12 protein-coding genes are annotated in these 16,869 nt (G+C 65.6%); 4 read left to right on the top strand and 8 right to left on the bottom strand.

Going from position 1 to position 16,869, the window contains the following annotated elements:
* Positions 1-266: 266 nt before the first annotated feature.
* The 3 genes from ACQ143_RS13865 to ACQ143_RS13855 form a co-directional block, all read right to left on the bottom strand.
* The gene (locus ACQ143_RS13865) at positions 267-1,463 is read right to left on the bottom strand and encodes an acyl-CoA dehydrogenase family protein (RefSeq protein ID WP_449571293.1); all 1,197 of its coding nucleotides are present in this window, start codon (positions 1,461-1,463) and stop codon (positions 267-269) included.
* On the bottom strand, positions 1,460-2,614 hold the full coding sequence (locus ACQ143_RS13860; RefSeq protein ID WP_449571292.1) for a CaiB/BaiF CoA transferase family protein: 1,155 nt from the start codon (positions 2,612-2,614) through the stop codon (positions 1,460-1,462). Before ACQ143_RS13860 ends, ACQ143_RS13865 begins: the two co-directional genes overlap by 4 nt.
* 63 nt (positions 2,615-2,677) lie before the next feature.
* Positions 2,678-3,568 (bottom strand): LysR substrate-binding domain-containing protein, encoded by an 891-nt coding sequence (locus tag ACQ143_RS13855; RefSeq protein ID WP_449571291.1) that lies wholly within the window; start codon positions 3,566-3,568, stop codon positions 2,678-2,680.
* A gap of 125 nt (positions 3,569-3,693) precedes the next feature.
* Here ACQ143_RS13855 and ACQ143_RS13850 point away from each other — a divergent pair, with 125 nt between their 5' ends.
* From ACQ143_RS13850 to ACQ143_RS13835, 4 genes are read left to right on the top strand one after another with little or no spacing between them, the layout of a single operon-like run.
* Positions 3,694-5,799, top strand: a complete 2,106-nt coding sequence (locus ACQ143_RS13850) for a hydantoinase/oxoprolinase family protein (RefSeq protein WP_449571290.1) — start codon at positions 3,694-3,696, stop codon at positions 5,797-5,799.
* Complete coding sequence (locus tag ACQ143_RS13845) at positions 5,796-7,580, top strand: hydantoinase B/oxoprolinase family protein (RefSeq protein ID WP_449571289.1); 1,785 nt, start codon at positions 5,796-5,798, stop codon at positions 7,578-7,580. The genes ACQ143_RS13850 and ACQ143_RS13845 overlap by 4 nt, the downstream gene beginning before the upstream one ends.
* Positions 7,580-8,860, top strand: a complete 1,281-nt coding sequence (locus ACQ143_RS13840; RefSeq protein WP_449571288.1) for an aspartate aminotransferase family protein — start codon at positions 7,580-7,582, stop codon at positions 8,858-8,860. The genes ACQ143_RS13845 and ACQ143_RS13840 overlap by 1 nt, the downstream gene beginning before the upstream one ends.
* A 50-nt stretch (positions 8,861-8,910) precedes the next feature.
* On the top strand, positions 8,911-9,858 hold the full coding sequence (locus tag ACQ143_RS13835) for a phosphotransferase (protein WP_449571287.1): 948 nt from the start codon (positions 8,911-8,913) through the stop codon (positions 9,856-9,858).
* 6 nt (positions 9,859-9,864) lie between these two features.
* Here the strand turns inward: ACQ143_RS13835 and ACQ143_RS13830 are convergent, their stop codons facing one another.
* The 5 genes from ACQ143_RS13830 to ACQ143_RS13810 all read right to left on the bottom strand — a co-directional run bounded on the left by ACQ143_RS13830 (position 9,865) and on the right by ACQ143_RS13810 (position 16,830).
* Positions 9,865-10,569: a GntR family transcriptional regulator gene (locus ACQ143_RS13830; protein ID WP_449571286.1), complete on the bottom strand. Its 705-nt coding sequence runs from the start codon at positions 10,567-10,569 to the stop codon at positions 9,865-9,867.
* A gap of 273 nt (positions 10,570-10,842) precedes the next feature.
* Entirely contained in the window at positions 10,843-11,589 is a 747-nt protein-coding gene (locus tag ACQ143_RS13825; protein ID WP_300593693.1) for an ATP-binding protein, read from the bottom strand.
* Positions 11,586-13,151 carry an IS21 family transposase gene (gene istA / locus ACQ143_RS13820; protein ID WP_331792428.1) on the bottom strand — a complete coding sequence of 522 codons (1,566 nt, stop codon included), beginning with the start codon at positions 13,149-13,151 and terminating at the stop codon, positions 11,586-11,588. The genes ACQ143_RS13825 and istA overlap by 4 nt, the downstream gene beginning before the upstream one ends.
* Positions 13,152-13,309: 158 nt before the next feature.
* On the bottom strand, positions 13,310-14,395 hold the full coding sequence (locus tag ACQ143_RS13815) for an NADH:flavin oxidoreductase/NADH oxidase (RefSeq protein WP_449571285.1): 1,086 nt from the start codon (positions 14,393-14,395) through the stop codon (positions 13,310-13,312).
* 17 nt (positions 14,396-14,412) lie between these two features.
* Positions 14,413-16,830 carry a glucose 1-dehydrogenase gene (locus ACQ143_RS13810; protein ID WP_449571284.1) on the bottom strand — a complete coding sequence of 806 codons (2,418 nt, stop codon included), beginning with the start codon at positions 16,828-16,830 and terminating at the stop codon, positions 14,413-14,415.
* Positions 16,831-16,869: the final 39 nt, after the last annotated feature.

Below are 16,869 nucleotides of genomic sequence, written 5' to 3'. Positions count from 1 at the left end.
GCGTTGTGTCGGGTTGGGTCTCGCTCGGCCGCGTTCGGCCGGTTCAGTTGCCGCGAATTGCCGCGAATTGCTGCGAGTGCGTGCAGAACGCGGCAACTGAAGCGCGGGGCGCGGCGTTCAGCTGTCACGAATCGCGGGGTGTGACCGCAGAATGCGGCAACTGAACTTTGGCGGGGCGTGGTGCCGCGGTGCGGCGGACCCGGTGCTGCGGACCCGTGCGGGGGACCCCGTGCTGCGGACACCGCGCGGACCCGGCGCGGCGGGGCTCAGCGGAACGCGGCCTCGCCCGTGAGCACCTGGCCGAGGATGAGGGTGTGCATCTCGACGGTGCCCTCGTACGTGAGCACCGACTCGAGGTTGTTCATGTGCCGGATCACCGGGTATTCGAGCGAGATGCCGTTGGCGCCGAGGATCGTGCGCGCCGTGCGGCAGATCTCGAGCGCCTCGCGGACGTTGTTGAGCTTGCCGATCGAGACCTGCTCAGGGCGCAGCTGGCCGGCGTCCTTGCGGCGCCCGAGATGCACGGCCAGCAGGTAGCCCTTGATGTACTCCAGTGACATGTCGGCGAGCTTCTGCTGCGTGAGCTGGAACCCGCCGATCGGCCGGCCGAACTGCACGCGGTCGCGAGAGTACCGGCGCGCGGCCTCGAGGCTCGAGCGCGCGGCGCCCAGCGATCCCCACACGATTCCATACCGGGCCTCGTTGAGGCACGACAACGGGCCCTTCATCCCCCGGGCCTCCGGGAGCATCGCCGAGGCGGGCAGGCGCACGCCATCGAGCACCAGCTCCCCGGTCGCCGAAGCGCGCAGCGACAGCTTGTGCTTGATCTCGGGGGCGGAGAACCCGGGGGTGTCGGTCGGCACGATGAACCCGCGCACGCCGTCTTCCGTGGCGGCCCACACGACGGCGACATCGGCGTAGGGCGCGTTCGAGATCCACATCTTCCGGCCGTCGAGGATCCAGTCGTCACCGTCGCGACGGGCGTGCGTCGTCATGGCCGCGGGGTCGGAACCGACATCGGGCTCGGTGAGGCCGAAGCATCCGATCGCCTCTCCCGCTGCCATGCGAGGGAGCCACTCCTGCTTCTGCTCCTCGGACCCCCACCGCCAGATCGCGAACATCGCCAGTGATCCCTGCACCGAGACGAGCGAGCGCAGGCCTGAGTCGGTGGCTTCGATCTCGAGGCACGCGAGGCCATACTCGGTCGCCGACATGCCGGCGCAGCCGTAGCCTTCGAGGTGCATTCCCAGCACGCCGAGCGAACCCAGCTCCTTCGTCAGCTCACGGATGTCAGGGATACCGCCGTCTTCGAACCACTGCGCGATGTAGGGCTCGGCGATCACGTCCAGCCGCTGACGCACTGCTGCGCGCACCTCCTTCTCGTCCTCGGTGAGGAGGTCGTCGAGGGCCGCGGGGTCGGCCGGATCAGGGGCGGGAAGACTCATCGGGTCGAGGTGGCTCATGATGCTTCTTTCTCTTGCAGCCAGCGGCGCACGGCATCGCTGTGCTCGCCGAGACGCGGTGGGGTTGTGTATTCGGTGACGGGAGTGTCGGAGTAGGTGATGGGATGCCGCACCTGCGCGGGTCGGCCAGGGCCCATGTCGACGAGGGGTTCGAGCCCGAGCTCGGCGGCGAGCGCGAATCCGTCGGCGACGGTCCCGACCTTCCCGGCCGGGACGCCCACCGCCAGGATGCGCGGGACCCACGCATCGGCGTCGGCGGCGGCCAGGAGCGCCGAGAGCTCTGCGATGAGAGCGGGTCGATGGCGCACCCGCTCAGCGTTGGTCGCGAAGCGCTCGTCATCAGCCAGGGCCTCGTTGCCGAGCACCGCGGCGAGCTTGCGGAATTGGCTGTCGTTGCCGCACGCGACCGCGATCTGGCCATTCGCACAGGGCACCAACTCGTACGGCGCGATCGACGGGTGCGCGTTGCCCATCCGACCGGGCGCGACGCCGGTGGTCAGGTACGACGAGGCCTGGTTCACGAGCGACCCGAGCAGACTCGACAGCAGATCCACCTTGACGTGTTGCCCGCGCCCGGTCTCCCGCCGGGCGTACAGGGCGGCGAGGACGCCGGTGGTGGCATCCTTCGACGTCAGCACATCGACCAGGGCGACGCCGGCCTTCATCGGGGTTCCCCCTGCGTCATCGGGGTCTCCGGTGATCGACATGAGTCCCCCGACCGCCTGAACGAGGAAGTCGTACCCGGGAAGGTGCGCACCGGCCCCGCTGCCGAACCCCGAGACCGAGCAGTACACGACCCCGGGGTTCGCGGCGCTCACGTGGGCGTAGTCCAGCTCGTAGCGGGCGAGCGCCCCCGGCCGGAAGTTCTCGACGAAGACGTCCGCGCGCGCCGCCAACTCCCGGGCCAGCGCGAGGTCGTCGGCATCGGCGAGATCGAGCGTGATCGACTCCTTGCCTCGATTCGCGCTCTCGAAGTACGACGCGGAGTTCTCGGTCCACGGGGGGCCCCAGGCACGCGTGTCGTCGCCGGTGCCGGGTCGCTCCACCTTGATGACCCGCGCCCCCAGGTCAGCCAGCATCGCGGTCGCGAGCGGACCGGCCAGCACGCGGCTGAAATCGGCCACGAGGATGCCGTCGAGGGGAAGGGTCATGCATCCAGTGTGCGTCGAGCTGGCGATAACCTGAAGTACTTTTCTCGACCCCTATCAATACCTTTACGATATTGTCCGCTCGCGGACGACCTCGATGAGCCCCGCCAGAGCCGGGTTTATGCTCCCGTGCTGCCAGGCCAGGCGCACCTCGACTGAGCCGAGACTCGGGACGAGCGGGCGGAACGCCACCGAATGAACAGGGATGTTCTCGCGCACGCTCGAGAACGTCAGCGCGATGCCGACGCCGGCATCGACGAGCAGCAGCTGAGTCGCGGAATCCACCGCGGTCTCGACGATTCGGGGCGTGAAGCGGCCGCGTATGCTCAGCTGATGCATGCGGTTGGACAGCGTCGTCCCGCCTCCCCCCGGAAGCGTGACCCAGGGCTCGCCCGCGACATCGTCCGCTGTGACGGTCTCGAGCGCGGAGAGCGGATGGTCCGCCGCGACCGCGACCAGCAACTCTTCGTGCGCGATCACGTGCGAGTCCACCTCACGCGGCAGGCTGTCCCACCGGCCGATGACGGCGTCGAGGCGGCCGGCGCGGAGGTTCTCGAGCCCGGGCTGAGACAGTTGTGCACCATACAGCTCGAGGGACAGGTCGGGGCGATGCGCTCGCAGCCTATGGGCCACGTCGCTCACGATCGTGTGGACCGAGGATCCGGCGAAACCCAGGCGCACGCGCCCGGTCTCACCGCGCTGCACGCGCCGCGCCAATTGGGCGATGCGCTCGGACTGCATGATGAGGTCACGCGTCGGCTCGACGAGCGCCTCACCGACCGGGGTCAGCGCGACCATGCGCGGATTGCGCACGAACAGCTCTGCGCCGAGCTCGGCCTCCAGCGACTTGATCAGCCGGCTCAACGGAGGCTGTGCCATATGCAGTCGCTGTGCCGCGCGTCCGAAGTGCAGCTCCTCGGCGACAGCGAGGAACGCCCTGGCCTTGTGCAGCTCCACACCCCGAGCGTACGGGGTGGGGGCGCACAGTGATTCAATCTGAAACGATTCGCTCTCACGCCCGCGCCACGCGGCACGCGGCACGCCTACCCTGAGGACTCACGTGCGATGACAAGGGAGAGAGCATGTACCGAGTCTCGGTAGATACCGGAGGCACCTTTACGGACATCGTCGTCCGTGACGACGCCGGCAACGTCTACATGTCCAAGGCGCTTACGACACGCGACCGTGCATATGACGCGATCGAGCAGGGCCTTGAAGACATCGCCCGCACGATCGGCGTCGCGGTCAGTGATCTCGTGCGCGATGCAAGCCAGATCAACTATGGCACGACGCGATCAACGAACCTCGTCGTCACGGAGCAAACCGCCAAGACCGCCCTGCTGACGACAGAAGGGTTCCCGGACGTCCTTCTCCTGCGCGAAGGCGGCAAGCCGGACCCCTTTCGTCGGCTGCATTACCGCGGCGCGTACATCCCGCGCTACCTCACGCACGAGGTTCGCGAGCGCGTCACGAGTGACGGTTCGGTCTATACGCCGCTGGACGAGGCGACGGTGGTGGATGCGCTTGCACAATGCCGCGACGCCGGTGTTGAGGCGATTGCCGTCAGTCTGATCTGGTCGATCAGCAATCATGCGCATGAACTGCGTGTGGGTGAGCTCATCGAGGAGCATCTTCCCGGGGTGCCCTACACACTCTCGCATCGCGTGAACCCGAGCATCCGCGAGTACCGCCGCGCGTCAGCCACTGCCATCGACGCATCGCTGAAGCCGTCGATGCAGAGGTTCTTCGCCGACTTGGAGTCCGATCTCGAGGACGCCGGATTCTCCGGGACGCTCTTGATCTCGACCTCGTACGGAGGGGGGTGGCACGCGGACCGCATCGCTGAGCAACCGGTGTACTCAATCGGCTCGGGACCGTCGATGGCGCCCCTCGCCGCCATCGACGTCGCGGATATCAACCTTCCGGGCGGTGCGGCGTCGAATACCCTGCTGGTCACTGACATGGGCGGAACAACGTTCGACCTCAGCGTTGTGGTACGCGGGGAGGTGGCGCGCACGAACGACACGTGGTTGGGGGGCAAATGGATCGGGCACATCACCGGTGCCCGCTCCGTTGACATTGAAAGCATCGGTGCCGGCGGTGGCTCGATCATCTGGGTGGATGGGGGCGGTCTCTTGAGGGTCGGCCCGCAGAGCGCAGGATCCGAGCCGGGCCCTGTGGCTTATGCGCGGGGCGGTACGGAGCCGACGATCACCGATGCCGCACTTGTCCTTGGATACCTGGATTCGTCCAACTTCCTCGGTGGGCGCCTTGCGCTCGATGTGGAAGGAGCACGTGCTGCGATCGCAGATGTCGCCGGTCGCGTGGGGATGACTGTCGAACAGGCAGCGAGCGCGGCGCTGCACATTTCCGTTGACAACATCGTGACAGCCATCCGGGAGAAGACCGTTGCCAAGGGAATCGATGCGCGTGAGATCACGATCGTCGCGGGCGGCGGGGCATCCGGGCTCACCATCGGGCTGATCGCGCGCGAGCTCGGAGCTGGCTCCGTCCTCCTGCCCAAGGCGGCCGGCGCGATGAGCGCCTACGGGGCACTGTCATCTGACATCGTCAGCGAGTTCGACGCCGTGACCTTCATGACGACGAATGATCCGAACTTTTCCGTCGACAACGAAGCCGTACGACGCGTCGGCGCTGCGGCGGACGAGTTCTACACGACTCTGCGCAGCGCGCGCGTCACACGAACGACGACGGACTTCTATATGCAGGCGCGCTACCCCATGCAGGCATGGGAGCTGACCATCCCCCTCGGTGGTCGCGAGGAGCTCGAGGGCCTCGGGCCGCGAGAGATCGAAGAGCACTTCCATCGTGAGCATGAGCGAGTCTTCGGGGTGCGGGAGATGGGCAAGCCCATTGAGGTCGTCGCGTGGGGGGCCCGTGCCCGGGCGCAAGTCGCGACCGACGACGGGGGCAACCGCTTCGTTTCGCCGGAGCACACCGACGCGAGCGGGTCCCGTCGGGGTTACTTTGACGGGGCCTGGCAGGAGACACGGGTGCTGGATGCCGACGAGGTCGCGCGTCAGTCGCGCGTGGCTGGCCCAGCGATCATCCGCGAAGACATCACAACAATCGTCATCCACCCGGGGCAGACCCTCGAGCTGCTGCCGTCGGGAGACTACCGGCTGATCGATCAAGGGACAGCAGCGAAGGAGACGGAGACACAATGAGCAAGACCTACTCGACCGGCATCATCGATATGTCCGTCATCGCCAACCGTCTCGACGGCATCGTGCGCGAGATGGAGAACACGCTGCTGCGCGCGGGACGATCGGCAGTGCTGAACATGGCCCGCGATTTTTCCTGCAGCATCATCACAGGGGACAACCGGCTTCTCGCGACGGCCGAAGGCCTGCCGGTGCACGTGATCGGAAGCGATCGCTTGGGCGTTGCAATGACGTCGATCCATCCTGATCTGCGCGAAGGCGACGCCTTCTTACACAACGATCCCTACGCCGGAAACACCCACGCTGCGGACCTGACACTCATGGTGCCGGTGTTCGTGGACGGTGTTCACATGTTCACGACGCTGGCGAAGGCGCACCAGGCAGACATCGGGAACTCTGTCCCCAGCACGTATATGCCGTTCGCGCGGGACGTCTATGAGGAAGGTGCGCTGATCTTCCGTGCCACACAGGTTCAGCGTGACTACACGGACATCGACGACATCATCACGATGTGCCGCAACCGGATTCGGGTGCCCGACCAGTGGTACGGCGACTACCTGGCGATGGTCGGCGCCGGCCGCATTGGCGAACGCGGCTTGAAGGAACTGACGGCCAAGTATGGACTTGAACGGATCAAGACCTTCATCGAGGATTGGTTCTCGTACTCCGAACGCATGATGCGGGACACTATCGGAACGATGGAGGCTGGTGTTGCTGCCGGCTCGGGCATGCATGACCCGGTCGGGGATCTCGTCCCGGGCGGAGTGCCGGTCAATGTCACCGTCGAGATCATGCCCGATGAAGGCCGCATCGTCGTCGATCTGCGCGACAACATCGACTGTGTCGATGGCGGGATCAACGAGTCTGAAACCTGCTCAGTGAACAACGCGATGACGGGCGTACTCAACTGCCTCGACCCGAATGTGCCTAGAAATGCAGGCAGCTTCCGGTGCATCGAGGTCCTTCTCCGTGATAACTGCATCGTGGGGCGGCCGTCATTCCCGCACTCCACATCGGTAGCGACGACCAACATCGGTGAGCGGCTCGTCATGACCACGCAGCGAATCATCGCCGAACGCTGGCCAGGTCAGGGCCAGGCAGAGGGTTCCAGCGGGCTGGGAGCCGGGTTCGCTGTCGTGTCGGGAATGGATACCCGCGGTGCGACCGCGGCGCCGTATATCAATCAGCTGTTCCTGGGCAGCCAGGGCGGCCCTGCCAGCCCCGGGTACGACGGATGGTTGACGTTCGGCAATTCGGTGACCAACGGCTTGATGCTGCGTGACAGCGTGGAGGTCGACGAGCAGAAGTACCCATTGCACGTGAAGCAGCTGCGGGTGCGCGTCGACTCCGGGGGTGCCGGCACGTGGCGCGGCGCGCCGGGCACGATTCTCGAGTACGGGCCCGCGCACGGGGCAATGACCGCGTACTACGTGACCGACGGCAACGAGAACCCGCCGCGGGGCGTCGTCGGTGGGCATGATGCGGCACCGTCAGAGCCTTACATCCTGGATGAGCAGGGGCGCGAACTACAGGCGCCGCTCATCGGGTCGGTTGGGCTCGAGCCGGGTGAGTTCCTCGGGCATCGCCTCAGCGGCGGAGGCGGATACGGCGACCCGTACCTTCGACCGGCCGCGCGCGTGCGCGAAGATGTGTTGGCGGGACTGGTCTCGTTCGCCGCTGCGCGCACCGAGTATGGCGTGGTTTTCGTTGAGGATGTCTTCTCGGACGCGCTCAGAGTGGACGAGGCAGCGACAGCACGACTGCGCGCTCGAGCGGATGCATGATGACGGCGAATCTCGATGTCGCCACTGACGAGCAGCGCAAACGAGTAGCGGTCCTACCACGCACCTATCGCCTCTTCTACCGGGTCCCGGTCATGGTCGATCGAGCGGACGGCGCGGTGATCTACGAGCCCGACGGAACTCGGTTGGTGGACGGCTACAACAATGTACCGGTCGTCGGCCACAGCAACCCCGTCGTTGCCGAACGCGTGGCGCAGCAATTGCTGCGCTCCAACACCCACACTCGCTACCTCGTACCCGGTATCGCCGACTTCGCAGGGCGACTGCTGAATCTGTTCGAAGACCACCTCGACCGCGTGATCTTCACCTCGTCCGGCAGCGAGGCCAATGACCTGGCGGTGCAGGTCGCGCGTGCGATGACGGGAAACGACGGGGTCATTGTGACGTCGCATGCGTACCACGGCACAACGGCAGCGTTGCGTGATCTCTCCCCCAGCCTCTCGGGCACCGGGAGCGATGATCGAACCGGGCTGATCGAGTTGCCCCCCGACGCCGGTGACATCCAAGCATTCGGGGCTGGATTCCTCGCCCGGCTGGATGAACAAATTCAGCGACTCAAGCAGAGCGGTGTTGGAGTCGCTGCGCTGCTCATCGATTCACTCATGACAAGCGATGGGATCCACCCTCTCCCGCTGGGACTGCTCAGCGAAGCCGCGAGCCGAGTGCGGGCAGCAGGAGGGGTCTGGATTGCCGACGAAGTGCAGAGCGGCTATGGGCGGACCGGCGCATGGTGGGGCTACCAGCGGCACGAGGGCGATCCCGACCTCGTCGTGCTCGGTAAGCCGATGGGCAATGGTCTGCCGATAGCAGCCCTTGTCGGACGTCACTCTTTGCTCGATGGCTATGGGGATCACTCTCGTTACTTCAACACATTCGGCGGCAATCCCGTCTGCGTGGCTGCTGCGGACGCTGTCCTCGATGAGATTGAGACACGCGATCTGCGAGCACGGGCCGTTTCGCTCGGCGCGCGACTCGCAGACGGCCTATCCGCGGCCTTCGTCGGCGCCGGGATTCCCGTGCGTGTTCGCGGCGCGGGGCTCATGATCGGGGTCGATACCGGGACGCGGGGGCTGGGCCCACTGATCTCCGACCTGATGCGCGAAGAGGGCGTGCTCGTGGGAACGTGCGGCGTTGAGGCCGAGGTGCTCAAAGTGCGCCCACCGCTGGTGGTGGATGAAGCGCAGATCGATGAGATCGCTGCGGCCGCGTCACGGGCGCTGCGCCGCGGCGAGTTCCTCGACGCGGTCCGGGGGGTACGGTGAGGGAGATTCGTACGGGCGGACTCGCGGATGCCTTGGCGCAGGCGTATGGAATGCCGCTCGAGATCACGCGGACAATCGACGGCGAGGAGTATCTGACCGCATGGCTGCGGCGCGATGACGGTGCGCGCTTCGTTGCGAAGGCTCGTCCGCATCCGTTCCCTCACGGTGAGGCGCAATGGCAGCGACTCCTCTTCGATCGGCTCGCCGGCGCCGATCTTGGCTTTCAGACTCCGGCGCTGGTTCGTGATCGCGCCGGAGGCGAGACGGCTCGCCTTGCATTCGATGACGTGCGCGCCGAGGCGATCATGCTCACGTGGGTCGATGGCGAACCGCTCTCTTCCGCATCGATCCAACCGGACGCCGCGATGCTGCATGACCTGGGGCGTATCTCGGCGGTGCTCACGTCGCATCTCGCCAACATCGATGCGCCTTATGGACGACGCACTCACCCATGGCGTATGTCGCACGTGCGTGCTGTCATCTCGGATGCGCTCGACCTGAACCTCCCCCGCACCGTGCGACGTCAGATCGACGGCATCCTCGACTTCCACGATCACCACGTGCCCGACTTCGGGCGACTGCCGCAGGCGACGGTGCATCAGGACCTCAACCGACACAATGTGACGGTTGATCCCGAGGATCCCCGAGCGATCCTCGGTGTGATCGACTTCAATGACGCTGTGCGCACGGCCCGCGTCGCGGACATCGCAATCGCCGTGGCATCGGCGGCGTACGACCAGGAGCACCCGCTCGAGGCCATGGCGGCGACTGCGGCCGGATACCAGAGTGTCCTGCAACTCACCGATGCGGAGCGGGAGGCTCTACTACCACTCGCTGTGTCGCGGCTCGCCGCCAGCTGGCTGGTGTGGGCACGGCGCGCGGACGGAGACGCCGACTCATACGCAGGAGTGCGCATGCGCGACACGTTCCCCGTCATCGAGCAGCTTCTCGATATCGGGTTGGAGAGCGCTCAGCGTCAACTGAGGGCGCAGCTCTGATCGCCGTCAGCGCGCGCTGCGCAGTGGTGCGAGGCCGGTGAGGTCATCGTCCCCGAGCCGCTGCCGGTACGCGATCACGGCGAGCTCGCTCGCCAGCGAGATGTGGTGCTCGGCGGCGCGCCGCGCGGCCCTCGGGTCGCGGTCTCGTGCGGCGGCCTGTGCAATCGCGACGATCTCGGGGTATGAGATCTGCACACGTTGGGGGTCGACGAAAGCCAGGTGGCGAAAAATGCCGATACGGGCGTGGATCCCTTCGAGAGTCGCGGTCAGCACCGGGTTTCCTGCGCCGGACATCAGTAGCCGATAGAACTCATCCTTGCTCTCGCCCCGCGTCTCGAGGGTGCCGTGCATATAGGTCTGTTCCATCTCGGTCACCAACGCGAGCAGGTCCGCTGCTTGCGCGTCGGTGGCGCGACGGGCGAAGAGCTCGGCCGCCAAGCCCTCCAGCTCTTTGCGCACCTCGTAGAGGTCGTGGATGTCTTCGGGCGTGAGGACCGTGACCATGGGCCCGTGACCCGGACGCATGGTCACCAGACTCTCCGATTCGAGCTGACGCAGCACCTCGCGGATCACCGTTCGCGAAACAGCATGACGCTCGCACAGATCCTTCTCGTAGAGACGCTCGCCGGGAGCGAGGTGACCATCGACGATCTCGGAGCGTATCGCCGCCGCAACCTGTTCCCGGAGGGGAGCGGCGTGGCGCTCGACCATTATCGACGACATCTCTGCAATTCCTTCGAAGCTCTCATTCGAACCGGGCTCGCTTGAATTCTAGTTAGCCCGGCGGCGATCGCTCGTTGACTCCCCGATCGCGGCAGCCTCGTCATGCCCGGACGGGTGATCGATCTCCCGCCTCCCTGAGTATTCGGACCTCTGAGCGCCATGGGATATTCACTCTCAGCGCCGCTTGATATTCGGTTTCAGCGCCAGCGATTGTTGCCGGTGAGCGCCACCCCCGCGGGAGCCGCGCTCACCGGGCCCGGTTCAGCTGGTGGTGGCGGTGTGTTCGCGCATGTTCACCTCGCCGGTCTCGATCCAGAGGGTGTTGTGGACGATGCGGTCCATGATCGCGTCGGCGTGAACTCCGGAGCCGAGGCGCTGGTGCCAGTCCTTCTTCGCGTACTGAGTGCAGAACACCGTCGATGAGCTGTCGTATCGCCGTTCGAGGAGCTCGAGCAGCATGCTCCGGACGTCATCGGTCGGCGGATCGAGGAGCCACTCGTCGATCACGAGGAGCGTGAATGTGGAGTACTTCCGCAACCACTTCTCCCTCCCCGCTGGCCGGTCCTTCGCGGTCGCCCAACTCTCTTCGAGGTCGGGCATGCGGATGTAGTGGGCCCGGTAGCGGTGTTGGCAGGCCTGTTTTGCCAGCGCTGACCCGAGGTAGGACTTCCCGGATCCGGTGAAGCCTTGGAACACGACGTTCTGCTGCCGGGTGATGAACTGGCAGGTCCCGAGCTGCGCGATCACACCGCGGTCCAGGCCGCGCTGTTCGAGCATGTCGACCCTGCGGAGGTCCGCGTTCGGGTAGCGGAGTCCGGCCCGCCGGATGAGGCCTTCAACTTTGGAGTGGGTGAACGCGGCATGCGCGTCGTCGACGGCGAGCTTGATCCGCTCCTCGAACACCATCCCGAGGGTGAGGGTGTCGTCCTGGAGGTCGAGGGCGTCGACCAGCGAGGAGACGCCCATCTCTCGCAGCTTCCGCTTCGTCTCCGAATCGAGCCGGCTCATCGAGCGCCTCCCGCGTAGTAGTCGGCGCCGCGGACGTAGCCGGCCGGTTCGGGCGGGGTTCCGGGTGTCGTCCAGGCGTCACTGCTGCCGGGGTCGTCCTGACGGCTGTCGAGGATCGACCGCAGATGCGCGTAACGAGGTGAGCGGACCCGCGATGCGAGGGCGACGCCGGCGGCGGCTTCGACACGCGCGCTGGAGTAGCGGCGGGTGAGCCTGAGCACTGCCAGTGCGGGGTCGAGGCCCTGCTCGTCGACGGGGACCGATTCGAAGATCCGGTTCACGATCGTGGTGGTGTTCTCGCCGATCCTGGCTGCCCATTCCCGGACCCTCGGGGCGTCCCATTGCCGATACTGCGGGCCGTCGGGCAGGTCACTGTCGTGGGTGCGGTATTCGTTGATCACCCCTGTCGGGGTGAGGAGATGGCTGGTGAGGCGCTGGTCGCCGGCGAACACCTCCAACGTCGTGTCGGTGATGCGCAGATCGACGTTCCGGCCGATGTTCGCGTAGGGGACGGAGTAGAAGTTGCGCTCGAACACCACGTGCCCGTTGCGCTGGACCTTGCGTCCGTAGAGCCATCGGGAGATCTCGAACCCGACGGCTGGCAGTGGCCGCAGCAGCGGCTTCTCCTCCGCCTCGAACACGCCCAGCCTCGACCCGGCGCGCTTCTGGAACGGCTCGGCGTTGTAAGCGGCGACCCGCTCATAGACCGCGGCCCGAAGTTCCGGCAGCGTCGCGAACCGCCGATCGCGGAGCGCCGCGATCACGAAGGTAGCGACGTTCCCGACCGTGCCCTCAACGCTCGCCTTATCCTTCGGCTTCGCGACCCTGCCCGGCAGCACCGCCGCGGAGTAATGCGCGGCGAGTTCCCGATACGCGTCGTTGAGAACCACCTCACCCTCCGCCGGGTGCTTGATCACTCCCGTCTTCAGGTTGTCCGGGACGATCCGAGGAACACTCCCGCCGAACCAGTCGAACATCGCCGCGTTCGCACGCAACCAGGTCTCCTGCCGCATATCGAGCGTCGGCTCGACGAACGAGTACCTCGAGAACGGCAGCGTCGCGACGAACAAGTAGACCCGCGTCGCCTGGCCCGTGACCGGATCGGTCAGCGCCATCGTCTTCCCCGACCAGTCGACCTCGACCGTCTGAGCGGCCTTGTGACCCACCCGCGACGCCGCGCCGATCACCAGCACGTGCCGCTGGTAGGTCTTGCAGAACCGGTCATAGCCCATCGCCGTCTCACCCCTGCTCCGGCAGGCGTCGACGTACTCGCCGTGCAGCAGCTTCAACGTCACCCCGACCCGGGCGAGCTCGCGATGCACCTTCTCCCAGTCCGGCTGCCCGTGAACGCTCTCGTGCTCACCGCGCCCGGGGAACAGCCGCGCATACACCTCCGCCTCCTCGAGATCGGCAACGTCGTCCCAGCCGATCCCTTCCCGGTCGGCGGCATCGAGCACCGCCGCCACCGAGTGCCGAGACATGCCCTGCGCCGCGATCTGCCGCCCCGTGAGCCCCTCCGCGCGAAGCCGGAGCACCAGCTTCGCCTTGATCCTGCGTACCATCCGAACTACTCCTTCTGCCGCGTGATCAGCCACGCGGCAGAAGGAGCCTAGGAAGGTGGCGCCGAACCCGAATAATCAGTGGCGCTCAACGACACCATCGCGTCGACCAGCAAATGGCGCTCAACCGCGATACCCATGGCGCTCAGACAAGCGAATATTCACTCCCGGTAGGTAGCGGCGCGGAAGGGCAGGGGAACGTAGTCGATGTCCGCACCGAGCTCATGGGCTGCACGGAAGACGAAATGCGGGTCGGCGGTGAAGTGCCGACCCAGGAAGATCGCGTCCGCCCGTCCTTCGGTCAGGATCTCTTCCGCGTGCGCCGCCGACGTGATCTTGCCGACGACGCTTGCCTGTACAGAAGCGAGAGTGCGAACCGACTCGGTCAGCGGCAGCTGGTACGCCGGCGAGACAGCAATGAAGATGTCCCGAATGAGACCGCCACTCGAAATGTCGAAGAAGTCCGCGCCGTGCTCCGCAGCCCAACCCGCAACCTCAGCCGTTTCCTCCACAGTCCACCCGTCGTCTACCCAGTCGGTTCCGGAGAAGCGGACGAACAGGGGAGTCGACTCCGGGATGACTGAGCGGACGGCATCCACGATTTCGAGAAGGACGCGCGCTCGATTCTCAAGGCTCCCGCCGTACTCGTCGGTTCGGTGGTTGCTCAAAGGTGAGAGGAACGAGTGGATCAGGTAGCCGTGCGCGGCATGAATCTCGATGACGTCGAAGCCAGCCTCGATAGACCGGACGGCGGCCGCCGCGAAGTCATCGACGATGCCGCGGATCTCTGCTGCAGTCAATTCATGGGGGATATCCATGCCGGGGCAGGCGATCGCGGAGGGGCCAACGGGTTGCCATCCGCCCTCTTCCTTCGGCTTCGTTCGGCCAGCGGCCTCTGTGAAGCCGCGATAGTCGGCTCCCTTTCGACCCGAGTGCGAGAGCTGCATTCCCGCGGCGGAGCCTTGACTGTGCACGAACGACACGACACGCGCCCACGCATCGCGCTGAGCATCGTTCCAGATGCCGGCGCATTCCGATGTGATTCTGCCCCCGGGGTTCACCCCTGTCGCCTCCACCATCACGAGGCCAGCGCCACCGGCCGCGTACTTGCCGTAATTCACGAGGTGCCAATCACCGGGCATGCCGTCGAAGTCAAGACACATGTATTGACACATGGGCGAAACCCACAGGCGATTACGGAACGTCACGCCCCGTATCGTCAGCGGTTCGAACGCAAGCGGACCCATATCATCTGCTCCTACGCTCACCGGGCGGTGTAGCCGCCGTCGACCGGCAGGTTGACGCCGGTGATCCAACTGGACTCATCCGATGCCAAGAAGAGCACCGCCGCGGCGACGTCGATCGGCCGGCCCAAGCGGCGCAGGGACTGGTTCGACGTCATGTGCTTCTCGTACGCCGGGAGCCCACCCTCGAAGTCACGGGCGATGCCCTCGACAAGCGGCGTCAGAACAGTGCTGGGATGCACCGAGTTCACGCGGATGCCGTACTCGCCGTAGCTCGCCGCATCTTGCTTCGTCATCATCGTGACAGCGCCCTTTGCCGCGTGATACGCAGAGAACTCATCGTTGCCGATCAGGCCGTAGATGGAGGAGAAGTTGACGATGCTGCCGCTGCGCTGAGCCATCATATGAGGCACCACGTGCTTGGTCGCGAAGAGCACACCCTTCACATCCACGGCGAAGAGAGCGTCCCACTCCTCCTCGGTGATCTCGTGCGCCTTCTTGTCGGGGCCGATGACGCCCGCACAATTGACGAGGACGTCGATCCTGCTCCAGCGGTCGACGATCTGAGCCACGACGTCGGCGACCTGAGACTCAACCGACACGTCGAGTGCGAAGAAGGCGGCGTCATGGCCCGCCGCGACGAGCGCGTCAGCCGCTTGGCGGCCGGCACGCTCGTCGCGATCGGTGACGGCGACCATCGCGCCCTCGGCGGCGAACAGTTCCGCCGTCGCTTGGCCCATTCCCATCGCAGCCCCCGTGATGAGGGCAACCTTGCCGTCGAGCCGGGCCATGTGCCGCTCCTTCTCAGGCTTCGACCGGTGCGAGCCGGTACTGAACGTCGGATATCCGGCTTCTGCCTCACGGCGGCAGAAGTCCTGGTATGTGCCGTGGCCGCCCATGTAGACGTTGATCTCCTCGCGCTTGCCTGGGATGTTGTCGCCCATGAACCACGCGCCCGCCTTCTTGCCCTCTTCGTACATGACCGTGGCCTTCGACGCCCGCTCCGTCTCATCGCGCCACGCCTCTTCGGCTTCAGGGGTCGCCTCGATGCGGTCGATGCCGCGGTCGCGCGCCCAGACGAGCAGGTCACGCAACCACACGGCCCCCATCTGGATCGGAACCACGAGGTTGGCGTAGGGCGTCTGAGGGCCCAGCGAGAAGAAGAAGTTCGGGAACCCACTCACGGAGATCCCGAGGTTGGTCTTCAAGCCTTCCTCCGCCCACTTCTGAGCGAGCGTGCGCCCGTCGGTGCCGACGAAGTCGACAGCGGTGAGGGTTCCCGTCATCGCATCGAAGCCGGTTGCGAAGATGATGATGTCGAGTTCGTACTCGGTATCGCCGACCACGATGCCCTTTTCGGTGATCTCTGTGATCGGTGTCGTCTTCGTGTCGATCAGGTGCACGTTCTCACGGTTGAAGGTGGCGTAATAATTGTGTCCGGTGGGGACGCGTTTGCCGTTGAACGTGTAGGTGCGCGGCGAGAGGAGTTCGGCGGTCTCAGGGTCCTTGACGATCTCGCGGATCTTGCTGCGGATGAACTCCGCGGCGAGGTCGCTCGCGGCCGTGTTGGTGGCGAGGTCGTTGAAGCACTCGTTGGCGAAGTGGAAGCCGCCTTCGTTCCACTTGCTGTTGAAGATGCGCTCGCGCTCTTCCGGTGAAACCTCCAGAGCGCTGTACTCTGCCGGTTCCATGGCGACACCGAACGGGTGTCGGGCCGCCTTCTCGAAGATCGCGTCGTAATTCTCGCGCAAGTGCTGCATCTGCTCATCGGTGACCGGGTCGTTGCTCGTCTCGACGATGTAGTTCGGTGTGCGCTGGAAGACGAAGAACTCTTCAGCCAGGGGTGCCACGACCGGAACGATCTGAATGCCCGAGGCGCCGAGGCCAATGATTCCGACACGCTTGCCCTCGAAGTTCACGCCTTCCCGGGGCCAGCGGGCCGCGTGGTACTTCTCGCCCTTGAATGTGTCGATACCCGGGATCGCGGGATAGACGGCCTGCGAGAGCACACCCATTCCACTGACCAGATAACGCGTGGTCACGGTGCGGCCGTCGCGGTACTGCACCTCCCAATAGGTGCCGTCCTCGTGGTACTCGGCGCGCTCGACGAACGTGTTCAGCTCGATGTCGCGACGCAAGTCGAGGCGGTCGGCGACGAAATTCAGGTACGCGAGCACCTCTTCACCCGACGGGTAGCGCTCCTTCCAGACCCACTCTTCGCGGACCTCCTTCGAGAACGAGAACGAGTAGTAGCTGAACTCGCTGTCTGTGCGCACTCCGGGGTACCGGTTGACCCACCACGTGCCGCCGATGCCGTCCGCGCCGTCGACGACATGCGTGCGAAAGCCGGCTTCACGTAGATGGTGCAGGTTCGCCAGGCCCGAGAACCCGGCGCCGATGATGAGGGCGTCGTAGTCGGTGGGGATGGGGTCAGTCATGATGCGTCTCTTTCGTGTGATTTCTTGACGGTTGGGGTG

Source organism: Microbacterium pollutisoli (genome assembly GCF_053586795.1).
Note: the sequence above shows the minus strand (reverse complement) of the source record. Positions and strands in the feature narration are given on the sequence as shown.